Here is a 15775-nt window from a genome sequence, read left to right as displayed (position 1 = left end):
GATGCCCTGGGCTCAGGGGCCCCAGCTTTGGTCAGTAGCGCGCGCGCCCGAAGCTGTCGAGGATGGCGATTTCCGTGAACAGGCTGCCTTCGCGCCGGTTGTTCAGGAACGACACCTCGTAGCCGCCCAGATCGATGCGCGGCAGGCGCGACAGCGTCTCGGCCAGCGCCCGGCCATCCATGCCGCCGCTGCCGCTGCGCGGCACGGCCTTGATCCCCTGGCCGATGGTCTTGGCCACGAGGAAGCCTTCGAACGCCGCCAGCGAGGCGATGCTGGCGCTCTGCTGCGCTGCGTGCATGGCCTGGCGGAATTCGCGCACCACCGGAATCGACTGGTTGGTGAGCGCCGGGAACACCTGTGTCATGCCCACGCCGCGGGCGTTTTCCGCGCCCACGGCATCCACCAGCTTCACGGGGTCGAGGTCGGAGATGCCGACCACCTGCGCATGCCCGCCGGCTGCGCGGTAGGCCTTCACGAAGGCGCTGCCCGCGGCTTGGCCCGCCACCATCACGATCACCTGCGCATCGGCCTTGAGCAGTTTGGCCAGCGCGGGCTGGATGTCCGACGAGGTGCGCTCGTAGGGCTCCTTGGCGACCAGTGCCAGCTTGCGCTGCGACAGGGCCGCCGTGAGCGCCTCCAGGCCCTTTTCGCCATAGGCGTCGTTCTGGTATAGCGCCGCGAACTTGGTCATGCCGATGGCGTCGCCCATCTGTGCGACCAGCTTGGTCAGCTCCGTGCTGTAGCCGGCGCGCACGTGAAAGACGTAGGGGTTCACCGGCTCGCGGATGACCTGCGAGCCCGAGCGCGTGGGAAACAGCGGCACGCCGCTGTCCTGCGGCAGCTTCGCCTCGATCAGCGCCTGGGTGTTGCTGGTGGCGAAAGAGATCAGCGCGGCGGGCTTCATGGCCAGCAGCTTGCGGGCGCCGGCCAGCGTCTTCTCGGGCTTGAATTCATCGTCTTCCACGACGAGCCGCACCTCCAGGCCGGGAAATGCCTGGCTCTTTTGCGCTTCGGCAAAGTAGGTTTCCACCCCCAGCACCACCTGCTTGCCCACTTCGGCGGCATTGCCTCCGGTCAGCGGCGCCACCATGCCGACGATGACGTGAGGGGCCGCGCGGGCGGCCGAGCCGATCCAGGGAAGGGCCAGCGAGGCGCCCAGGCGGGTGGTGAATACACGGCGTTTCATGGAACGTGCTCCTGTGGAGGGCAGACAGCAGAGAAGGGCGCCAACGCGCCCGGACGAACCGATGCAGAAGAACCGGCACGCCCCTGCAAATGCAAGAACGTGCGAAATGTATGACCTATTGTTAATCAATTTTTGTGGCGTTTGGGCCCCTGTGGACGGGATTTGATCGTCCTGTGCTAGGATTTGCCGCTATGCAACGCAATCTGCTGCTATCCCCACTATCGCTAGGCCTAGTGCCTGGCCGGGGTCTGCCTGCGTTCGCCATCACCGTTGCCTAAAAGCGCAACACCGATTTCCCCCTGACCCCGGCCCGCGAACCAGCCTCCACCCATGGTGGAGGGCTGCAGGGGATGTCGTTCACCGTTCACCGTTGATTCGACCCGTGCCCCAGCGCTGCCTTGCAGCGCGGCACACACCGTTCGTGGAGCCTCTCATGATTTCCAAGCCCGCTACCAAGTACCAGCCCATCGCCCCCATCGCGTTGGCCGACCGCACCTGGCCTTCCAAGACCATCACCCGCGCCCCTGTGTGGTTGTCCACCGACCTGCGCGACGGCAACCAGGCACTGTTCGAGCCGATGAACGGCGAGCGCAAGATGAAGTTGTTCCACGAGCTGGTGCGCATCGGCTTCAAGGAAATCGAGGTGGGCTTTCCCGCCGCATCGCAGACCGACTACGACTTCGTGCGCCGCCTCATCGACGAGAACCTCGTGCCCGACGACGTGACCCTGATGGTCATGACGCAGTCGCGCGCCGACCTCATCGAGCGCACCGTCGAGGCCGTGCGCGGCGCGCCGCGTGCCATCGTGCACCTGTACAACGCCACCGCACCCGTGTGGCGGCGCGTGGTGTTCGGCATGAACGTGACGCAGGTGATGGCGTTCATCGAACAGCACGTCTCGCACCTGAAACGCCTGACCGATGCCCAGCCCGAAACCCGCTGGACGCTGCAGTATTCGCCCGAAACCTTCAGTGCAACCGAGCTGGAAGTCTCGCTCGAAGCCTGCCAGACCGCCATCGCCGCCTGGGGCGTGGGCCCGGGTCGCGAGATCATCATCAACCTGCCCACCACGGTGGAAAACGCCACCCCCAACGTGTTCGCCGACCAGATCGAGTGGATGCACCGGCGCCTGAGCCCCCGCGAGCACATCGTGCTCTCGGTGCACCCGCACAACGACCGCGGCACCGGCGTGGCGGCGGCCGAGCTGGCCATGATGGCGGGCGCCCAGCGCGTGGAAGGCTGCCTCTTCGGCAATGGCGAGCGCAGCGGCAACCTCGACGTGGTGACGGTGGCGCTCAACCTCTACACGCAGGGCGTGCATCCGGGGCTCGACTTCTCCGACATCAACGCCGTGGCGCGCGTGGCCGAGGAATGCACCGCGCTGCCCGTGCACCCGCGCCATCCTTACGTGGGCGACCTGGTGTTCACCTCGTTCTCGGGCTCGCACCAGGACGCCATCAAGAAGGGCTTCGCCGCCCACGACCCCGAGGGCCTGTGGCAGGTGCCCTACCTGCCCATCGACCCGGCGGACCTCGGCCGCACCTACGACAGCGTGATCCGCGTCAACAGCCAATCGGGCAAGGGCGGCATCGCCTTCCTGCTGGAGCGCGAGCGCGGCGTGGTCATGCCGCGCCGCATGCAGGTGGAGTTCAGCGCCGTGGTGCAGCGCCAGACCGACGCCAGCGAGACCGAGATGACCGGCGCCACGTTGTGGTCGCTGTTCCAGGCCACCTACCTCGAAACCCCTGCGGGCCTGCCCGGCGCCATCGTCTGCCATGCCCACCGGCTGGCCGACGACGGCCGCGGCATCGAGCTGGACGTGACCATCGACGGCGCGCGCCAGACCCTGCAGGGCCAGGGCAACGGCCCGATCGACGCCACGGTGGACGCCCTGGGCCTGCCGCTGCGCGTGCACGGCTACGAGGAGCGCGCGACCGGCTCCGGCGCCGATGCGCAGGCCCTGGCCATCGTGGAGGCGGCCCTCGACGGCGTGCCCGGCGCGACCTTCGGCGTGGGCCTGCACCACAACATCGTCACGGCGTCGGTGCATGCGGTGGTGAGCGCGGCCAACCGGCTGGCGCAGCGCCGGCAGGCAGTGCCGGCTGCGGCTGGCGTTCCGAGCGAGGCTTGAGGCTTGGCCGGGAAAGCCAGCCCAGCGGTGTCCGTCGCCATGTGCCCATCACCTACCAAGCCCAACCCCCCGCGCATCGCGCTGATCCATGCCCTGCCGCATTCCGTCGAGCCCATCAACGCCGCCTTCGGGGCGCAGTGGCCCGAGGCGCTGCGCATGAACCTGCTGGACGACAGCCTCTCGGCCGACCTGGCGCGCTCGGGTGCGGGGCTTGATGCGGCCATGCACGACCGGTTCCTGCGGCTGGCGGACTATGCCGTGGGCACGGGCGCCCATGCGCTGCTGTTCACCTGCTCGGCCTTCGGGCCGTGCATCGAGGCGGTGGCGCGCCGGCATGCGGGGCTGCCGGTGCTCAAGCCCAACGAGGCCATGGTGGACGACATCGCGCAGGCCGCCGGCGAAGGGGACGTGGGCCTGATCGCCACCTTCGCGCCCACGCTGGCCTCCATGCCGCCGGAGTTTCCCGCGCACGTGGCGCTGCGCACGGCCCTGGCCGACGGCGCGCTCGACGCGCTGAACCTGGGCGATGCGGCGTTGCACGACCGGCTCATCGCGGAGCAGGCACTTGCGCTGCAGGCGCAGGGCTGCCGCCGCATCGCGCTCGCGCAATTCAGCATGGCGCGCGCCCGGGGCGCGTGCGAGGCGGCCACGGGGCTGCCGGTGTTCACCACCGTGCACAGCGCCGTCGCGCGGCTGCGCCAGCGGCTGGGCTGAAAAGAGAAAAAAACGTGGAAAGGCCGGGCGGTGCGGCCGCGTTCAGTGCCCCGCCGGCGCGCCGCCCGTCTGCCGGCCCACCGGCCGCAGGCCCCAGCTGGCGACCAGCCACACCGCGCACAGCAGCGCCGTCACGGCAAAGAGCTGCGGCGTGCCGGCCCACTTGGCCAGCGCGCCGCCCAGGGCCCCCCCGGCGAACAGGCCCAGCGACTGCAGCGTGTTGTAGGTGCCCAGGGCCGCGCCGCGCAGGTGCGGCGGAGCCATGCGCGAAACCAGGCTGGGCTGGCTGGCCTCCAGCGCGTTGAAGCCGCAAAAGAACACGAACAGCAGCAGCCCCAGCGCCCACAGCGCGGGCACGGCGCCGGCCGCGGCCACGCCGCCCAGGCCCAGCTGCACCAGCAGCACCAGGCCGATGGCGGCCAGCAGCGATTCGCGCAGGCGGCCGCGCCGCTCCAGCGCGAACAGCCCGCCCATCATGGCGAACGACAGCACCACGGCGGGCAGGTACACCTGCCAATGCGCGGCCTTGGGCAGCCCCGCCTGCACCAGCAGCGCGGGCACGGCCACCCACATGGCCATCTGCACCGTGTGGAGAACGAACACGCCCAGGTTCAGCCGCAGCAGGTCGGCATGGCGCCACACCTCGGCCAGGCGCCCGCGCGGGGCGTCGGCATGGCGCGCGGGCTCGGGCGGCACCACCCACAGCACCACGGCGATGCCGCCCAGCGCCAGCGCGCAGGTCAGCCCGAACAGGCCCGCCAGGCCGATGTGCGCGGCCAGCACGGGGGCGGCGACGAGCGCCACGGCGAACATCAGCCCGATGCTGCCGCCCACCAGCGCCATGGCCTTGGTGCGCACGGCATCGCGCGTCTGGTCGGCCAGCAGCGCCGTCACGGCGGCCGACACCGCGCCCGCGCCCTGCAGCGCCCGGCCGGCCAGCAGCCCGGTGAGCGAGTCGGCCAGCGCCGCCAGCAGGCTGCCGGCGGCGAACACGGCCAGGCCCAGCACGATCACGCGCTTGCGCCCGAAGCGGTCGGACGCCATGCCCAGAGGCAGCTGCAGTACCGCCTGCGTGAGGCCGTAGATGCCCATGGCCAGGCCGACGAGCGCGGGATCGTCGCCGCCCGGGTATTTGCGCGCTTCGAGCGCGAACACGGGCAGCACGAGGAACAGCCCCAGCATGCGCAGCGCGAAGATCAGCGCCAGCGCGAGGCTGGAGCGGCGCTCCAGCGGCGTCATGGCGGTGGCGTTGGACGGGGGCGAGGCGGTGGCGCCTGGACCTGGAAGGTGGGTGGAGGAATCCGGCACGGTGGGTGCGCTGAGGGCCTGAAGCCAAAGCCGCGATTCTCGCCCATCGCCCGCAGGCCGGAACCGGCGCCACCGCGCAGGCATTGACGGCCTGGCGAACCCGTTTTCGGCATTGCAGGCCCAAAAGGCCTTCATGCCGGCGGATTCATTGTCCTGTTTGCTATTAAATTAGGAGCAAATGGTTTTCCCGCCTGCCGCCGGACCGCCCCCCGCCCGGCAGCAGGGGCCGGGTGGCCCTGCGGACGGCCCGCGCTGGGGGCGTGGCCTATCATGGTGGGTTTCCCCGCCCAGAGCCGCGCCCACCGTGAACCACTCCCCCTTCTCCCGGCCCGCCGACGATGGCGACGCCCCTGCGGCGCCGGCCGCCGGCCGCTACCTGGGCGCCGCCCTGCAGCAGGCGCGCATCAGCATCCGCGGGGCGCGCACGCACAATCTCAAGAACATCGACCTGGACATCCCGCGCAACCAGCTGGTGGTGATCACCGGGCTGTCGGGCTCGGGCAAGTCCAGCCTGGCGTTCGACACGCTCTATGCCGAGGGCCAGCGCCGCTATGTGGAGAGCCTGTCGGCCTATGCGCGGCAGTTCCTGGGCCGGCTGGACAAGCCCGACGTGGACCTGATCGAGGGCCTGTCGCCGGCCATCTCGATCGAGCAGAAGGCCACCAGCCACAACCCGCGCTCCACCGTGGGCACGGTGACCGAGATCCACGACTACCTTCGCCTGCTGTACGCGCGCGCCGGTACGCCGTACTGCCCCTACCACGGCCTGCCGCTGGCTGCCCAGACGGTGAGCCAGATGGTGGATGCCGTGCTGGCCCTGCCCGAGGACACCCGCCTCATGGTGCTGGCCCCGGTCGCGCGCGACAAGAAGGGCGAGTTCACCGAACTCTTCGCGCAGATGCAGGCGCTGGGCTATGTGCGCTTTCGGGTGGACGGCACCATCTACGAATACGAAAGCCTGCCGCAGCTCAAGAAGACAGAAAAGCACGACGTGGACGTGGTGATCGACCGCCTGAAAGTGCGCGCCGAGATGCAGCAGCGCCTGGCCGAAAGCTTCGAGGCGGCCCTGCGCGTGGGCGGCGTGGAGGGCAACGGCCGCGTGCTGGCGCTGGAGATGGATGGCGGCCAGGAACACCTGTTCTCCAGCAAGTTCGCCTGCCCCGTGTGCAGCTATTCGCTGGCCGAGCTGGAGCCGCGCCTGTTCTCGTTCAACTCGCCCATGGGCGCCTGCCCGGCCTGCGACGGCATCGGGCAGCAGGAGGTGTTCGATCCCGCGCGCGTGGTGGCCTTTCCGTCCTTGAGCCTGGCCAGCGGCGCCATCAAGGGCTGGGACCGGCGCAACGGCTACTACTTCGCCATGCTGGAGAGCCTCGCCAGACACTACCGCTTCGATGTGGAGGCACCCTACGAATCGCTGCCCCCGCCGGTGCAGCAAGCCGTGCTGTACGGATCGGGCGAGGAGGAGATCGCCTTCAACTACGTGCTGGACAGCGGCGCCAACAAGGGCAAGGCCATCGTCAAGAAGCACCCCTTCGAAGGCATCCTGCCCAACATGGCGCGGCGCTACCGCGAGACCGATTCGGTGGTCGTGCGCGAAGAACTCGCGCGCTACCGCAGCACCCAGCCCTGCCCCGAATGCCATGGCGCGCGGCTGCGGCTGGAGGCGCGCCATGTGAAGGTGGGCGAGGGCGAACAGGCCCGTGCCATCTACGAGGTGAGCCACGCCACGCTGGCCGACGCGCACACCTGGTTCTCGCAGCTCAAGCTGACCGGCGCCAAGGCCGAGATCGCCGACAAGGTGGTGCGCGAGATCGGCACGCGTCTCACGTTCCTCAACGACGTGGGGCTGAACTACCTGAGCCTGGACCGCAGCGCCGAGACGCTCTCGGGCGGCGAGGCCCAGCGCATCCGCCTGGCCAGCCAGATCGGCTCGGGCCTGACCGGCGTGATGTACGTGCTCGACGAGCCCAGCATCGGCCTGCACCAGCGCGACAACGACCGCCTGATCGCCACCTTGCAGCACCTGCGCGACATCGGCAACAGCGTGATCGTGGTCGAGCACGACGAGGACATGATGCGCGCCGCCGACCACGTGATCGACATGGGCCCCGGCGCCGGCGTGCACGGCGGCCGCGTGATGGCGCAGGGCACCTACGACGCGGTGCGCAGCCATCCCGATTCGCTCACGGGCCAGTACCTGTCGGGCACGCTGTCCATCCCCGTTCCCCCGCGCCGCACGCCGTGGCTGCCCGTGATGGAGGGCACCCCCGCGGCCCCCGAAGCGGCGAAGAAGGGCAAATCGCGCTTCCCTGAAACCGAGGCCAGCAAGCGCCGAGCGGAGCAGCGCGCCGAGCGCCAGGCCGAGCACCGCGCCACCCAGGGCCGGCTGCAGGCCCTGCGCGTGGTCGGCGCCACGGGCCACAGCCTGAAGAACGTGAGCGTGGAGTTCCCCGTGGGCCTGCTCACCTGCGTGACCGGCGTCTCCGGCTCCGGCAAGAGCACGCTCGTCAACGACACGCTGTATGCCGCCGTGGCGCGCCAGCTCTACCGCGCGCACGACGAGCCCGCGCCGCACGACGCCATCGAGGGCATGGAGTATTTCGACAAGGTCATCAACGTCGACCAAAGCCCCATCGGCCGCACGCCGCGCAGCAACCCCGCCACCTACACCGGCCTGTTCACGCCCATCCGCGAACTGATGGCCGAGGTGAACACAGCCAAGGAGCGCGGCTACGGGCCCGGGCGCTTTTCCTTCAACGTGGCCGGCGGCCGCTGCGAGGCCTGCCAGGGCGACGGCGTGGTGAAGGTGGAGATGCACTTTCTGCCCGACGTGTACGTGCCCTGCGACATCTGCCACGGCCAGCGCTACAACCGCGAGACGCTCGAAGTCCTGTGGAAGGGCAAGAACATCGCGCAGATCCTCGACCTCACGGTGGAAGACGCCTTCGCCTTCTTCAAGGACGTGCCGACCATCGCGCGCAAGCTGCAGACGCTGCTGGACGTGGGCCTGTCGTACATCCGCCTGGGCCAGGCCGCCACCACGCTCTCGGGCGGCGAGGCCCAGCGCGTGAAGCTCGCGCAGGAATTGAGCAAGCGCGACACCGGCCGCACGCTCTATATCCTGGACGAGCCCACCACCGGCCTGCACTTCGCGGACATCGACCTGCTGCTCAAAGTGCTGCACCAGTTGCGCGACGCGGGCAACACCATCGTCGTGATCGAGCACAACCTGGACGTCATCAAGACGGCCGACTGGGTGATCGACATGGGCCCCGAGGGCGGCGCCGGCGGCGGCACCGTGGTGGGCGAGGGCACGCCCGAAGACCTGGCCGCCAACCCGGCCAGCCACACCGGGCGGTACCTGGCGCGCTACCTGCCGTCCACAGCGCAGGACTGATCGATAGTTACGTTACTTTCGGTGGCAAATCAGTTGCCCCAAACCGCGCCGTGCGCCGGTTTTCACCCCCAGAATCCGCGGTTCTAAAAACAACCGAAGACGGAACGGGGAGGTCCCATGAACAAGGGCATGGTCCAAGTGGACCAGGAGCGCCTGCGTGCGCAACTGGAGAAAAAACTGCCGCCCAAGGTGCGGCTCTTTCAACTGGATGACATCCCGGGGGTGATGCGCTCGCGCATGGGGTGGCCAGTGGCGGCGGCGTTGATGGAGCGGTGGTTTCGGGGGGCGGCGTTTGAGATGCCTGATCTTATGAAACAGGGGCGCGACAGCTATCGGTTAAGTCTTTCGAACCCTGCTCACTTGGACGAAAGTACCGTGACCATGGCGTGGGCGCTCGGCTTCGCCAGAGTGCGTGCCGCTATGGCAAAGCTTCAGGCGCAATGGGCAAGTCCCGCAGGCAAAGCGCAGTTGCGACTTCATGTGAAAAAGCGAGGCGATGTCGAAATTCAACCACGTTGGCGATTTGGAAATCTCGCGCTACCAGCGAAATTACTGGACGAATCCTGCCAAGTTAATTTTGTCAGTCTGGGCAGTCTTGCTGATCCCTTGGATGATTTTTATGGCGCCATGGGCGAGGCACTACTCAAAGTAGCCGTATCAGGGATGGTCACGAGCAAAGGACCAGGCCAGACAGCCATTGCCATCGACGAAATGGGCTTCTACCTGCGCGACTCCTATGATTTCAACGATCCCGAAAATGCCTTCCTTTCGCAGCCTTTGGGCTTCTGGGGACATCAAGGTGTCCATCGTTTCCATGTCAGTGCGCCGATAGCTGTCTCTCAGCAGGGTGTACAAAAAAATCAAAGTAAGGCACCTGGTCAAACCTACTTCGTGCAGAACAACGATTTCCGGCAATGGCGAGCACTCAATGGTCGAGGCGGAGACTTCCTCGTGCTGTCCAACGTGCATCGGATACACCTACCTTTCCCCATCAAACTGGAGTGGTGATGAAGTTTTCCAAGCTTAAAAAAATCCCCTGCATTGTTTGGTGCTTGGTAGCGAATTCCCTATTGATCATGATTTGGTACGCCTCCACGCCCACATTTTTCGACAGCGAAAACAGCCCGCATCGCGTTTACCGTCTGGAGTTCCATAAAGCATCTCCCTTGCAAAGAATCGCCCATCTCGATTTCAAGATGCCCTATGTCGTGCGCTTGTACAAAATCGAGCCCAAGACGCTGCTGGGTGAAAGCGAGGTGGTCGATCTCTGGCTGAACGGCGAAATCACGTGGTATCTGAATTCTTCGGTGGACCGGAACGAAGTGCGCGTCGGCAGGGATGTCTTGTTTGAAAAAATCCCAGCGGAATGCACACCTGCGTCACCGTTGGTCAGTTGTCCCAAGCCTTGATGCGCCCTTTGAAAAAAATCCCGTGTGTCGTGTGGTGCCTGATGCTGGGTGGTTGTGTTGTTTTGGGGTGGCGCGCCACTTCCCCTACGTTCCTGTACAGCTACAACAGTCCTCATGAAATCTATCGCCTTGAGTTCCATCAGGCATCGATCCTGCAGCGCATCGTCCACCGCGATTTCAGGATGCCTTTCGTCGTCCGGCTATATCGCGTTTCGCCCAAAACGCTGTTGCGAGAAAGTGAAGTCGTGGACCTTCAAGGTGGAGGGCAGTTCGACTGGCACCTTGATCCACCAGTCGCTACCAACAAGGTGTACGTAGGCAATGAAGTGGTGTTTGAGGGCATCCCTTCGGAATGTGGCGACCCACCGCTTGCCAGTGGGTGTCCCGCCAAGCCTTGATGAAAGCGCGCCGGCCGTGAGCGAAACTGTGCAAATCAGGAAAACCACCCTCGGATGGGGTGCGGCCTTGGCAGCCCTTGCTGCTTTGGCTTGGTATGCCTCAACACCGATTTTTTTCGACAGCGAGAACAGTCCGCATCGGGTTTACCGACTGGAGTTCCACAAAGCATCGATCCTCCAGCGCGTCTTTCACCATGACTACAAGATGCCTTACGTGGTGCGTTTGTATCGCGTGGATTCCAGAACTTTGCTGGGTGAAAGCAGCGTGGTCGATCTATGGCTGAATGGAGAGACCTACTGGTATCTGGATCCGCCGATGGACATGAAGAGAGTGCGTGTGGGGCGCGATGTGCTTTTCGAAAACATCCCCTCCGAATGCACGGACCCGACACGGCCATCGGATTGCGGCCCCCACAACTGACGCTTGCTAACCCACCGCGCCACCCATCACCCCAAGAACCCCAGATTCACCGGATACGCCGTTCCCCCGAAATTCCCCAGCCTCGGCAGCACACCGGTCATCTCGGTGTTCGCCACCCCGAACCACCGCGCCATCGTGGCCGCGTACTGGTCCACGGCGGTGCTGGGCAGCAGGCGGCCCTGGCCCACGTGCCACTGGTCTTCGCTGCCGCTGCCGTTGCCTACGCTGATGGGTGGCGGCGTGCCGTAGAAGGCCGCGCCGCGCACGGCGCCGCCGACCACGAAATGGTGGCTGCCCCAGCCGTGGTCGGAGCCGTCGCCGTTCGACGTGAGCGTGCGCCCGAAGTCCGAGGCGGTGAAGGCGGTCACCTTGTCGGCCACGCCCAGCTCCACGGTGGCGTTGTAGAACGCGGTCATGGCGCTGCTCACGCGGTCCATCAGCACGGCCTGGCCCGAGACCAGGTTGTCGTGCAGGTCGAACCCGCCCATCGACACGAAGAACACCTGCCGCCGCGTGCCCAGCGCGCCGCGCGCCGCGATCAGCCGCGCCACCACCTTGAGCTGGTCGGCCAGGGGGTTGCCCGTCGGGAACGCGGTGGACACGCCCGCGCCCGCCAGCGCTGCGGAGATCTGCCCTTCCGAGCCGATGGAGCGCTGCGTCACGCGCGCGTATTCGGCCTCCATCGCGTGGGTGCTGGCGGCCTGCACCAGCTCGCTCAGCACGCCGCGCACGGCGCTCGATCCATAGACGTTGTTCTTGACCCCGTTGATGGGCACGGCGCCGCTGGTGCTGATCTGGTACTGCAGCGCCTGGTCGCCCGAGAGGAACACCGCGTTGCCGCTGGCCGAGATGCAGGTGAACAGCGAATTGGTGTTGGCCGACAGGGCGAGGTCGCCCAGGTTGCCGCCCCAGCCCACGGTGGAGCCTTCGGCGCCCTGCGATTGCCACACCGACTGCTGGTCGTTGTGCGAAAAGAGCTTCGGGGGCAGCGGGTAGGTGCGGCGGTCGGCACTGGCGTACTGCGCCCGCGTGAGCGGCACCACCAGCGGCCCCACGTTGAGCTGCACCGCCGCGCGCCCGCTGTTGAAGAGGCCGGCCATGCCGGTCATGGCGGGGTGCAGCGCGTACTGCAGGCCGCCTGCGAGTGCGCTGGCCGGCTGCAGCACGGTGCCGCCCAGCGCACTGCGCCCGAGCGCGATGCCGCCCGCGGCACCGTCCGCGCCGCCGCCGCGGATGGTGGCGTACTGGGCGTAGCGCGCGCTGTCGTAGGGCACGACGGTGTTGGCGTAGTCGTTGCCACCGTACAGGAAGACGCACACCAGCGCCTTGTAGTCGTTGGCTTCGAACGCCGCGGCCTCGCCTAAAGCGGCGAGGTTGAGGGCGAACGGCAGCGCGGTGCCGGTGGCGGCCAGCTGGGCCGAGCGCCGCAGGAAGGCGCGGCGCGTGTGGCGGGCCGGGTCGATGAAGGGGGTGGACGGGTTCGTGGGCATGGGCGTGTTCCGTGGGCGTGTCCGTGGGGCAGGGGCGGTCACTTCTGCACGAGGTATTCGGGGCTGGCCATCACCAGCAGCACGGCCGCGGCGACGCGGTTGAGCTGCACGGCGGTGGTGCTGCTCGCCGTGACGGGCGTGGTGTTCAGCGCGGCGGCGATGCGGCCCTGCGTGGCAGCGGACACCTGGCCCGCCGACAGCAGCAGCGCCGCCTTGCGCACCAGGGCCGTGGCGTCGGCCACCAGCGGCAGCAGGTTGGCGTAGGTGCAGGCGATGTCGAAGCCGTTGCTTGCGTTGCTGGCGTTTTGCGGCAGGTCGGGCGCGTTCACGAAGATGCCGTTGCGGATGGCGTTCTGCATGAAGTTCAGGTAGCCGCTCACGCTGGTTTCGTTGACGATCTGGAACTCCGGCGCGACCTGGCCGTTGGCGGCCATGGCGGTGGAGGGTGGCACGTAGCCGGGGCGAAAGAAGTTGAACACCGACCCCGCGCGCATCGGGCTTTGCCCCAGGCGCGTGGCGGGGTCGCTCAGGTCGCCGATCTTCCAGCTGCCCTGCGCGGAGCGCAGCCCGAAGGTGCGGCCCCATTGCACGAAGCGCACCATGGGCTCGCGCAGGCGGCCGAACTGCGGGTTCGCCAGCCCCGTGGCGCTGCGCGCTTCGGTATCGAGCAGCACGGCGGCCACCACCGCGCGCAGGTCGCCCCGGGTGCCGCTGCCGTTGTTGGCGAACGCCGCCGCCACGCGCGCCACGTAGGCCGGGCTGGGGTTGCTGGTCACCAGGCGCTGGATGAGTTGGCGGCCGATGAAGGGGCCGACGTTGGGGTGGTTGAAGAGGGTGTCCAGCGCCGTCTTGAGCGCCGCCTCGCCGGGCGTGCCGGCCCCGACGGTGGTGCCCAGGAACGTGGCGGCCAGCGTGGAATGCCGGCTGGCGGTGAGCACCATCGGCAGCCGGGCCTGCTGCGGGCTGGGCACGGTGCTGGTGCCCACGGTGGTGGGCTGGTTCTGGCTGCGGTCGTAGTCGTAGCCGGTGAACACGCGCGCCAGGTTGCTTACGTCGGCGGCGGTATAGCTCTCCAGCCGGTTGCCGCTGCCGTCGCGCTGCTCGGTGCCGTCGGCATTGAGCTGGTACAGGCCCAGCGTGAACAGCTGCATGACCTCGCGGGCGTAGTTCTCGTCGGGCTGGCGGCCGGTGCGGGCGTCTTCCTTCTGGTTGCCGCGCGTGTTCAGGTACACGCCCATGGCCGGGTTCAGCGTCACGGCCTCCAGCAGCGCGCGGAAGTTGCCGAGCGCGTGCGTGTTGAGCACGTCCCAGTAGCCGGCGGCCAGGAAGGCGTTCCAGGTCTGGTCCAGGCCGTTGACCGAGACCACCATGATCTCCGACAGGGCCAGCGCCACGCGCTTGCGCACCGCATCGCCCGCGGTGAACAGCTGGTTCCACAGCATGAAGTCGGCCGGGTAGGCCGCGTTGTAGAAGCGAGCGTCGGCATTGGCCACGCCGTAGCCGCGCTGGGTGAGCCAGTCGGTGCCCGTGGTGCCGATGGGCTGGGCGAACTGGTTGGCCAGCCAGGCGGCGTAGCCCTGGCTGCGCACCTCGGCGATGGATTCGTCGGTGGCCGAGAACTGCGCCTGCAGCAGAAACCGCGCGGCCTCCTCGTCGGTGGCCGGGGCGTTCACGGCCCCCGTGCCGCCGCCCGAGGGCGCCGGGCTGGGGGCGGGGCTGCCCGCGGCGGGCGGCGGGCTGGTGCCGCTGTCTTCGCTGCCACCCCCGCCGCCGCCGCAGGCGGCCAGCAAGGCGGCCGCCTGCGCGGCGGCGCCGGCGGCCGGGGCGCTGGAAGGCAGCGAGGGGGCGATGGACGGGGTGGGCTGCGGGGCCGGCGATGGGCCTGATGAGTGGGGCGCAGGGTGGTCGGCGCCGAGGGCGGGTGCCGCGGGGGTCTGCATCATGGGCGTCTGTCCCGGGCGAACGGGAAGGGGGCGGATGGGGACACGGGCATCGCCGGGGCGTCAGGGCGACGGCGGCGCGCGAAGAGGGGCAGGAATTTTTGGGAACGGAGCGCCCGCCCATTCCGATGACAGGCCGATGCAGCTGTTACATCCGGTCTGTGTCCGGTTGTTACCGCCGCAGCAGGGCGCGCCGGTCTGCTTCCTCGGCCGCCATGCCCGGCCGGCGCCCGGCCGCGCCGTCAGCGCCCCAGCCGCCGCGCCACTTCGCCGTCGAGCGAGGCCATAAACGCTTCCACGGCCCGCGTGTAGTCGCTGTCCAGGCCCAGGGTGCCGTTGATGTCGCCATGCGAGAGCGCCTGCGGCAGCACCTCGGCGCGGCTGCCGGCCTCGCGCACGCGGCGGGCCATGTGCACGGCCTGCTGGCACGGGTGGTCCGGGCGCACGGTCGAGCACACGAACTGGAACGGCGCCGTGCCCGGCACCAGTTGGTCGTAGGGCGACAGCGTTGCCCAATAGGCCGGGTCGTCACCGAAGGCCTCGTCGTAGAGCGCGGCGTGGGGCGCCCCCATGAGGGCGGGCAGGTCCAGCACCGCGCTGTCCAGCGACACCGCGCCCAGCCAGGGCACCGCGCCCGCGCGCTGCGCCAGCGCCGGCTGGGCGTTCAGCAGCGCCACCAGGTGCGCGCCCGCCGAATGGCCCATGAGCACGGTCCGGGTGCCGTCGGCCCCCCACTGCGCCGCCCGCTGCTGGACCGTGGCGAGGGCCGTGGCCACGTCGTGCGCCTGCAGCGCCACGCCCGTGTCCGGCAGCAGCCGGTAGTTGACCGACACCAGCACGAAACCGAGCGGCACCCAGCGCGCCACCTTCTCCTGCACCACGCGCTCCATGGCCTTGTCGCCCGTGCGCCACGCGCCGCCGTGGACCATGAAGAGGATCGGCGCCCGTGGCCCGGCGGCCGGCCGCGCGGAGGCGGGCGGCAGGTATACGTCCATGCGCTGCAGCGGGTCGTTGCCGTAGGGCACGTCGAAGAGGCGCTGCACGCCCTCAGGCAGCCGCGAAATGCCGCGGGGGTCCTGCTCCCCCAGCCACCCGACGGCCTTCAGGCCACCGCTCCCGGCCCAGCGCCCCTGCCAGGGCCCCTGGGCCTGCGCCGGCAAGGCCCATGCGGCGCCGGCCAGCAGCAGCGCGGCCACGAGCGTGTGGCGCAGCCCAAGGGGCGCAAGGCGGTGGGACGGCGAGTGGGTGGCGGTATGGGCGGGGGCGTGGGCGGTCATGGCATCGGACTCCTGGGAGGGCAGTGGCGGTTGGGTGGGGCGCCGTGCGCGGATCGCTGCGCCCTCGCCGCCACTGTGCCGCGCCACTGTTCCAAAACGATGGC

At 68.5% G+C, this 15775-nt stretch carries 12 protein-coding genes; 7 read left to right on the top strand and 5 right to left on the bottom strand.

Features of this window, described 5'->3' with window-relative positions:
• Window positions 1–31 precede the first annotated feature (31 nt).
• Complete coding sequence (locus AVMA1855_RS02980; protein ID WP_284424537.1) at window positions 32–1186, bottom strand: ABC transporter substrate-binding protein; 1155 nt, start codon at window positions 1184–1186, stop codon at window positions 32–34.
• A gap of 433 nt (window positions 1187–1619) precedes the next feature.
• Between AVMA1855_RS02980 and leuA the strand changes: the two genes are divergently transcribed.
• Together leuA and AVMA1855_RS02970 are read left to right on the top strand one after the other, a co-directional pair.
• Window positions 1620–3317: a 2-isopropylmalate synthase gene (gene leuA / locus AVMA1855_RS02975; RefSeq protein WP_284424536.1), complete on the top strand. Its 1698-nt coding sequence runs from the start codon at window positions 1620–1622 to the stop codon at window positions 3315–3317.
• A 39-nt stretch (window positions 3318–3356) separates the two neighbouring features.
• Window positions 3357–4031, top strand: coding sequence for an aspartate/glutamate racemase family protein (locus AVMA1855_RS02970; RefSeq protein WP_284424535.1), 675 nt, complete (start codon window positions 3357–3359; stop codon window positions 4029–4031).
• A 42-nt stretch (window positions 4032–4073) separates the two neighbouring features.
• Here AVMA1855_RS02970 and AVMA1855_RS02965 read toward each other — a convergent pair whose 3' ends face one another.
• The gene (locus AVMA1855_RS02965; RefSeq protein ID WP_284424577.1) at window positions 4074–5270 is read right to left on the bottom strand and encodes an MFS transporter; all 1197 of its coding nucleotides are present in this window, start codon (window positions 5268–5270) and stop codon (window positions 4074–4076) included.
• 445 nt (window positions 5271–5715) lie between these two features.
• Here AVMA1855_RS02965 and uvrA point away from each other — a divergent pair, with 445 nt between their 5' ends.
• The 5 genes from uvrA (at window position 5716) to AVMA1855_RS02940 (ending at window position 10964) form a co-directional block, all read left to right on the top strand.
• Window positions 5716–8736 carry an excinuclease ABC subunit UvrA gene (uvrA, locus tag AVMA1855_RS02960; protein WP_284424576.1) on the top strand — a complete coding sequence of 1007 codons (3021 nt, stop codon included), beginning with the start codon at window positions 5716–5718 and terminating at the stop codon, window positions 8734–8736.
• A 117-nt stretch (window positions 8737–8853) separates the two neighbouring features.
• On the top strand, window positions 8854–9744 hold the full coding sequence (locus tag AVMA1855_RS02955) for a DUF6402 family protein (RefSeq protein WP_284424534.1): 891 nt from the start codon (window positions 8854–8856) through the stop codon (window positions 9742–9744).
• The gene (locus AVMA1855_RS02950; RefSeq protein ID WP_284424533.1) at window positions 9744–10145 is read left to right on the top strand and encodes a hypothetical protein; all 402 of its coding nucleotides are present in this window, start codon (window positions 9744–9746) and stop codon (window positions 10143–10145) included. The genes AVMA1855_RS02955 and AVMA1855_RS02950 overlap by 1 nt, the downstream gene beginning before the upstream one ends.
• The gene (locus tag AVMA1855_RS02945) at window positions 10145–10543 is read left to right on the top strand and encodes a hypothetical protein (protein WP_284424532.1); all 399 of its coding nucleotides are present in this window, start codon (window positions 10145–10147) and stop codon (window positions 10541–10543) included. Before AVMA1855_RS02950 ends, AVMA1855_RS02945 begins: the two co-directional genes overlap by 1 nt.
• Window positions 10544–10559: 16 nt before the next feature.
• Window positions 10560–10964 carry a hypothetical protein gene (locus AVMA1855_RS02940; RefSeq protein ID WP_502870250.1) on the top strand — a complete coding sequence of 135 codons (405 nt, stop codon included), beginning with the start codon at window positions 10560–10562 and terminating at the stop codon, window positions 10962–10964.
• A 26-nt stretch (window positions 10965–10990) separates the two neighbouring features.
• On the opposite strand, the gene AVMA1855_RS02935 is transcribed toward AVMA1855_RS02940, so the two are convergent.
• The 3 genes from AVMA1855_RS02935 to AVMA1855_RS02925 form a co-directional block, all read right to left on the bottom strand.
• Window positions 10991–12454 carry a DUF1501 domain-containing protein gene (locus AVMA1855_RS02935; protein WP_284424531.1) on the bottom strand — a complete coding sequence of 488 codons (1464 nt, stop codon included), beginning with the start codon at window positions 12452–12454 and terminating at the stop codon, window positions 10991–10993.
• 38 nt (window positions 12455–12492) lie between these two features.
• Window positions 12493–14397, bottom strand: a complete 1905-nt coding sequence (locus tag AVMA1855_RS02930) for a DUF1800 domain-containing protein (protein ID WP_502870249.1) — start codon at window positions 14395–14397, stop codon at window positions 12493–12495.
• A gap of 239 nt (window positions 14398–14636) precedes the next feature.
• Window positions 14637–15671 (bottom strand): alpha/beta hydrolase, encoded by a 1035-nt coding sequence (locus AVMA1855_RS02925; protein ID WP_284424530.1) that lies wholly within the window; start codon window positions 15669–15671, stop codon window positions 14637–14639.
• Between the last annotated feature and the right edge of the window lie 104 nt (window positions 15672–15775).

Source organism: Acidovorax sp. SUPP1855 (assembly GCF_030158955.1).
Lineage (GTDB): Bacteria > Pseudomonadota > Gammaproteobacteria > Burkholderiales > Burkholderiaceae_C > Paracidovorax.
This window is presented reverse-complemented; position numbering and strand designations above follow the sequence as displayed.

What these genes read in the sequence shown, in the direction of transcription:
- AVMA1855_RS02945 (WP_284424532.1), top strand. Translation starts at nt 10,145, where the DNA reads ATGCGCCCTTTGAAAAAAATCCCGTGTGTCGTGTGGTGCCTGATGCTG.
- AVMA1855_RS02965 (WP_284424577.1), bottom strand. Translation starts at nt 5,270, where the DNA reads ATGACGCCGCTGGAGCGCCGCTCCAGCCTCGCGCTGGCGCTGATCTTC.
- leuA (WP_284424536.1), top strand. Translation starts at nt 1,620, where the DNA reads ATGATTTCCAAGCCCGCTACCAAGTACCAGCCCATCGCCCCCATCGCG.
- AVMA1855_RS02925 (WP_284424530.1), bottom strand. Translation starts at nt 15,671, where the DNA reads ATGACCGCCCACGCCCCCGCCCATACCGCCACCCACTCGCCGTCCCAC.
- AVMA1855_RS02935 (WP_284424531.1), bottom strand. Translation starts at nt 12,454, where the DNA reads ATGCCCACGAACCCGTCCACCCCCTTCATCGACCCGGCCCGCCACACG.
- AVMA1855_RS02980 (WP_284424537.1), bottom strand. Translation starts at nt 1,186, where the DNA reads ATGAAACGCCGTGTATTCACCACCCGCCTGGGCGCCTCGCTGGCCCTT.
- AVMA1855_RS02970 (WP_284424535.1), top strand. Translation starts at nt 3,357, where the DNA reads ATGTGCCCATCACCTACCAAGCCCAACCCCCCGCGCATCGCGCTGATC.
- AVMA1855_RS02930 (WP_502870249.1), bottom strand. Translation starts at nt 14,397, where the DNA reads ATGATGCAGACCCCCGCGGCACCCGCCCTCGGCGCCGACCACCCTGCG.
- AVMA1855_RS02950 (WP_284424533.1), top strand. Translation starts at nt 9,744, where the DNA reads ATGAAGTTTTCCAAGCTTAAAAAAATCCCCTGCATTGTTTGGTGCTTG.
- AVMA1855_RS02955 (WP_284424534.1), top strand. Translation starts at nt 8,854, where the DNA reads ATGAACAAGGGCATGGTCCAAGTGGACCAGGAGCGCCTGCGTGCGCAA.